This is a genomic window from Streptomyces palmae (assembly GCF_004684805.1).
Lineage (GTDB): Bacteria > Actinomycetota > Actinomycetes > Streptomycetales > Streptomycetaceae > Streptomyces > Streptomyces palmae.
In genome coordinates, this window is sequence record NZ_SRID01000517.1 from 1 (window position 1) to 3809 (window position 3809).

4 protein-coding genes are annotated in these 3809 nt (G+C 71.5%); 2 read left to right on the top strand and 2 right to left on the bottom strand.

Translation table 11 applies throughout. The features are described from left to right. Positions 1 to 444 precede the first annotated feature (444 nt). A complete protein-coding gene (locus E4099_RS30210) occupies positions 445 to 1596 on the bottom strand; it encodes an acyl-CoA dehydrogenase (protein ID WP_135342294.1) in 1152 nt (383 codons plus the stop codon). A gap of 175 nt (positions 1597 to 1771) precedes the next feature. Here E4099_RS30210 and E4099_RS30215 point away from each other — a divergent pair, with 175 nt between their 5' ends. Beyond that, complete coding sequence (locus E4099_RS30215) at positions 1772 to 2443, top strand: TetR family transcriptional regulator (protein ID WP_135342297.1); 672 nt, start codon at positions 1772 to 1774, stop codon at positions 2441 to 2443. Between the two features lie 269 nt (positions 2444 to 2712). Then, positions 2713 to 3189 carry a Zn-ribbon domain-containing OB-fold protein gene (locus tag E4099_RS30220; RefSeq protein WP_167828534.1) on the top strand — a complete coding sequence of 159 codons (477 nt, stop codon included), beginning with the start codon at positions 2713 to 2715 and terminating at the stop codon, positions 3187 to 3189. A gap of 111 nt (positions 3190 to 3300) precedes the next feature. On the opposite strand, the gene E4099_RS30225 is transcribed toward E4099_RS30220, so the two are convergent. Next, entirely contained in the window at positions 3301 to 3750 is a 450-nt protein-coding gene (locus E4099_RS30225; protein WP_135342296.1) for an SRPBCC family protein, read from the bottom strand. Between the last annotated feature and the right edge of the window lie 59 nt (positions 3751 to 3809).

The following is a 3809-nucleotide window of genomic DNA, read 5'->3' on the forward strand; positions in this document are numbered from 1 at the left end:
CCACCCACCACCCCCGTTCGCACCCTTGTGCTCCCATCGGTCGGATAGCGGTCGCAGGCGCCAGGCGCGCACCGCGCTCATCGGGATACCGGACAAGCTGATGCCCCATGTCCGCCGGCCCACGATCCCCGGTGCCCGAAGAAAGCTGAGCGCGTTCGGCACCGTTGGTCATGGGTTGGCCGTCGCAACGACACTGCCGCCCGGCGCGGACGAACTCACCGAAGAGCAGGCGGAAGTGACCTGGCAGAGACCATGCGATCGGCCCCCGGCATGATGCCGGGGGCCGACGTGTGTGCGCAGAGCGGAAGCGGTGCAGAGCCCGGTGCCGGCCCAGGATTTCCCCGGTATGACGCCGTTGACCGGCCCGAGACGGACCCGAGCGGACCGGAAGCCGATCCTGGCCCGCGAGCCGTCGAAAACGGCCGCCGACCTGCGAAATCCCAGTTACGGCAGGTTGCGGGCCATGACGATCCGCTGGACCTGGTTCGTGCCTTCGTAGATCTGCGTGATCTTGGCGTCGCGCATCATCCGCTCCACCGGGTAGTCCCGGGTGTAGCCGTAGCCGCCGAGCAGCTGGACCGCGTCGGTGGTGACCTCCATCGCCACGTCGGAGGCGAAGCACTTGGCCGCGGCGCCGAAGAAGGTCAGGTCGGAGTCGACCCGCTCGGACTTGGCCGCCGCCGCGTAGGTGAGCTGACGGGCCGCCTCCAGCTTCATGGCCATGTCGGCCAGCATGAACTGGACGCCCTGGAAGTCGGCGATCGGCTTGCCGAACTGCTTGCGCTCCTGCACGTAGCCCTTGGCGTAGTCCAGGGCGCCCTGGGCGATGCCCAGCGCCTGGGCGGCGATGGTGATGCGGGTGTGGTCGAGGGTCTTCATCGCGGTGGCGAAGCCGGTGCCCTCGGCGCCGATCATGCGGTCCGCCGGGATCCGCACGTTGTCCAGGTAGACCTCGCGGGTCGGGGAGCCCTTGATGCCCAGCTTCTTCTCCGGGGCGCCGAAGGACACGCCCTCGTCGTCCTTCTCCACCACGAAGGCGCTGATGCCCTTGGAGCGCTTCTCCGGGTCGGTGACGGCCATCACCGTGTAGTACTGGGAGACGCCCGCGTTGGTGATCCACCGCTTGACACCGTTGAGGACGTAGAAGTCACCGTCGCGCACCGCACGGGTCTTCATGCCGGCCGCGTCCGAGCCGGCGTCCGGCTCGGACAGGCAGTAGGAGAACATCGCGTCGCCCTTGGCCAGCGGGGCCAGGTACTTCTGCTTCAGCTCCTCGGAGCCGGACAGCATGACGGGCAGCGAGCCCAGCTTGTTCACGGCCGGGATGAGCGAGGAGGAGCCGCACACCCGGGCGACCTCCTCGATCACGATCACCGTGGCCAGCGCGTCCGCGCCCGCGCCGCCGTAGTTCTCCGGCACGTGCACCGCGTGCAGGTCGTTGGCGACCAGCGCGTCCAGGGCCTCCTGCGGGAACCGGCCCTGCTCGTCGACCTCGGCTGCGAACGGCGCGATCTTCGCCTCGGCGAGCGCGCGCACCGACTCGCGGAGCATGTCGTGCTCCTCGGTGGGCCGGTACAGGTCGAAGTCCTGGTTCATGATCGGGAACCCCTGTTTCCTCACGTGGTCAAGCGCGCCATGGACACTACGGCACTCAGTACCCTCAAGTATGCACACTCAGTGCCATCCGACAATCCTGGTGCTATGTTCCGGAAGCATGAGCGAGGAGCACGGAACACCCCCGGGAGCAGGCACGACGCCCAGCAGACCCCCGATGCGGGACGCCCTGATCGCGGCGGCCTTCCAGCTCTTCCTGGAGCGCGGTTACGAGGCGACCACCGTGGACGACATCGTCGCCCTGGCCGGGGTGGGGCGCCGGTCCTTCTTCCGCTACTTCCCGTCCAAGGAGGACGTGGTCTTCCCCGACCACGAGCGCTGCCTGGCCGACCTGACCGCCTTCCTGGCCGGCTCGGACGAGGACGACGAACCGGTGGCCAGGGTCTGCGACGCGGCCCGACTGGTGCTCCGGATGTACGCCGAGAACCCGTCCTTCTCGGTCCAGCGGTACCGGCTCACCAAGAGCTTCCCCGCCCTGCGCGCCTACGAGCTGTCCGTGGTCTGGCGCTATGAGCGGGCCCTGGCCGCCTATCTGCGCCGCCGCTTCGCCGGCTGGTCGGACGGGGACCTGCGGGCCGACGTGATCGCCGCCGCGGTGGTCGCCGCGCACAACAACGCGCTGCGTTCCTGGCTCCGCTCGGGCGGCGAGGACGACGCCGAGGCCGGGGTGGACCATGCGCTGCGGTTCGTGCAGGACTCCTGGGCGCCGGGCGGCGAGGACACCGGCGGCGGGCAGCCGGAGGATGACGTGGTGGTGGTGATCACCAAGCGGCGGACCCCACTGTGGCGGGTCGTCCGCGAGCTGGAGACGCAGTCGGACGGCGCGTAGGGGCCCCTGCCCTCTCCTCCGCGGCGCGCCCGGCGCCACCCTGTTGGCACCCGGTTCCCTCACCAGGGCCGCGGTGAGTCGGTGGCACCTCGCGTCACCGTACCCGCCTGGGCCAAGGGGCGAGGGGAGCGCGGGCGGTCACCGGGAGCAGCGGCGCATGCCATGCTCACAGCCAAAGGGAACTGAGTTCCTTTACAGCTGGCACTGCGTGCCATACGCTCACGGGAGCGCTCTTCCGTTCCTCCGGCCCAGCGCAGGGAGATGACATCGTGTTCCACACCGTGGCCGAGATCGCCGACCATCCTCCAGTCCACGCCGCCCCGGACACCCACGGCGGTCTCGACCCGATCGAGACGCCGGTCGAGGGCTGGCCCGGAGGGACCTACCTCCAGGGCCTCCAGCGCGGCGAGTTGTACTACCAGCGCTGCCGCTGGTGCCACACCGCGGTCTTCCACCGCCTGCTCTGCCCCATCTGCGCCTCCCCCGACATGGACTGGGAGCACAGCTCGGGCATGGGTGTGGTGCGGCACGCCACCGTGGTGCGGCGCAGCAGCGGTTCCCTGCGTACGGTCGGTGTGATCGACATGGCGGAGGGCTTCCGCCTGCGCGCCACCCTCTCCGTCGGCGCGGAGCGCGTACGGCCCGGCACCGTGGTTCGCCTGGACCCGCACACCGCCCGGCCGCGCGAGTTGACCTTCCGGGTGAGCGAGGAGCGCACCGAGGACCGCTCCACCCACTGGCGTTGATTCCCGCCCCGGGCCCCCGGAGCCCGGTCCCCGAGGTGGGGAGCCGTTGGGGACCGGGCGTACGGCGTCGGTGAGCGGGGCGCCGGCGGCCGCCCGGAATCCGCCGCGAGGTCAGCGGGGGTGCGCCGGGGTGGCGAGCAGGTGGCGCACCACCCGCCCGAAGACCAGCCGTCCGGCCCAGGCGGTCGGCGCGTCGAAGAGCCGGGGCAGTCCGCGTACCCGGGCGTCCTCCTGCCAGCTCACCAGGGAGCCGCCGGGCACCGCCCGGACTTCGATCTCGGCCCAGCCGATGACCCGGGTGCCGCGCTTGACCAGTCGGCAGTGTCCCGGGCGGTCGGGCGCGGGCGGCGTCCAGCGCACCACTTCCATGGGGTCGTCGAAGGCCAGCCGCCCCAACCCGGTGCGCGCCACCACCAGGGTGCCCGGAGCGGTCGGCCCGGGCGGCTCGGCGGCGATGCGGGTCAGCGGCACCCAGGCACCGTGCCGCGGCCAGTCGGTGACGCGCCGCCATGCCTCGGCGGGCGGCAGCGGGCAGCGGTGCTCGGTGCGGAAGGCGGTCACCCGCGGATCGTAGGCGATCGGCCCGCGGCGGCCGCGGCACCCCGGCCGGAACCCGGCCC

Bases quoted from the DNA above. Each gene is read 5' to 3' on its own strand.
- E4099_RS30210 (WP_135342294.1), bottom strand. From the start codon at position 1,596: ATGAACCAGGACTTCGACCTGTACCGGCCCACCGAGGAGCACGACATG.
- E4099_RS30215 (WP_135342297.1), top strand. From the start codon at position 1,772: ATGCGGGACGCCCTGATCGCGGCGGCCTTCCAGCTCTTCCTGGAGCGC.